The following is a 927-nucleotide window of genomic DNA, read 5'->3' on the forward strand; positions in this document are numbered from 1 at the left end:
TCCTGCCTTACGCGATGCTTTGCAAGCGGCGTTGGATTCAGGAAAAACCAGGGTTCAAGGTGTAACAGTCAAAGTCGGTGTTCCCACCCCCGGTAAAACAGGTGTAGCAGAATTTAAGGTGGAACCATGGACCAAGAAGTAATTCAGTGCGGGCGCTCGGGCGTGAACCCGAAATGGCCCTCCTACAAAAGTGTGCTGGGACGCATAGCCAAGGGGCCACACGTCTCAGATGAATACGAGTTGAATGGCATCCGTGAATATGTTGAGCGCGGCGATGCATTTGCGAAGCCATCAATGCCTATACCGAATAGTGACAACGTTACGCGTAGTAGCTCCGAATGGATGGCCGTCACACGAGCCCACAAAGTATTGGCAACCGCACCAGATAATCCAAAATGGCTTCTGGAGTTGGCCCATTGGCTGCGCTATTACCAAGTAGGAATTTGGCAGTTGTTCTTCTGGGCGGGCCAGTTCGACATTATTGCCAAAGCGGCAGGCAATGATAGACGCCGCCAAAACTACAGCTTCCAAACCGCCACCGATATGATGGCCGCCATGGCGATCCTAGGCTGGAAGGATGCCGTCATCCATCAGGGCTATCTCACCCATGCGGCTCTCAACCGCGGACATCAATTGGTGATTGAGTACGAAGAGCAACACCGCCGCGCCCAAGCCTTTATGCTGCGCGTGTTTGCCGATTGGGTGGGCGATGTCTCGCATCAATGGCCTGCTTATGCTTACGACGAACCCATCTACGAAGCCTTGTTGGCCAAGTGGCGCACTCCCAGCCCCGACGACCTTATGCCCTGCCTGTTGGCCGCTTGTGACCGCCACACTTGGCAAACCGGCAAAGAGAGCCAGAAGAATTCCTACGACTTCAATCAGGACTGGCACTTGGAGCGCGTGCCGGTGGAGATTCTTTATATC

General features: G+C 54.2%; 1 protein-coding gene. It reads left to right on the forward strand.

The window, feature by feature from the left end:
• Nucleotides 1-450: 450 nt before the first annotated feature.
• Nucleotides 451-927 (forward strand): hypothetical protein (locus N7650_RS27915; protein ID WP_347815665.1); only part of this gene is annotated, 477 nt, incomplete at its 3' end.

Source organism: Pseudomonas sp. GD04058, from assembly GCF_029836855.1.
Taxonomy (GTDB): Bacteria; Pseudomonadota; Gammaproteobacteria; order Pseudomonadales; family Pseudomonadaceae; genus Aquipseudomonas; species Aquipseudomonas bharatica.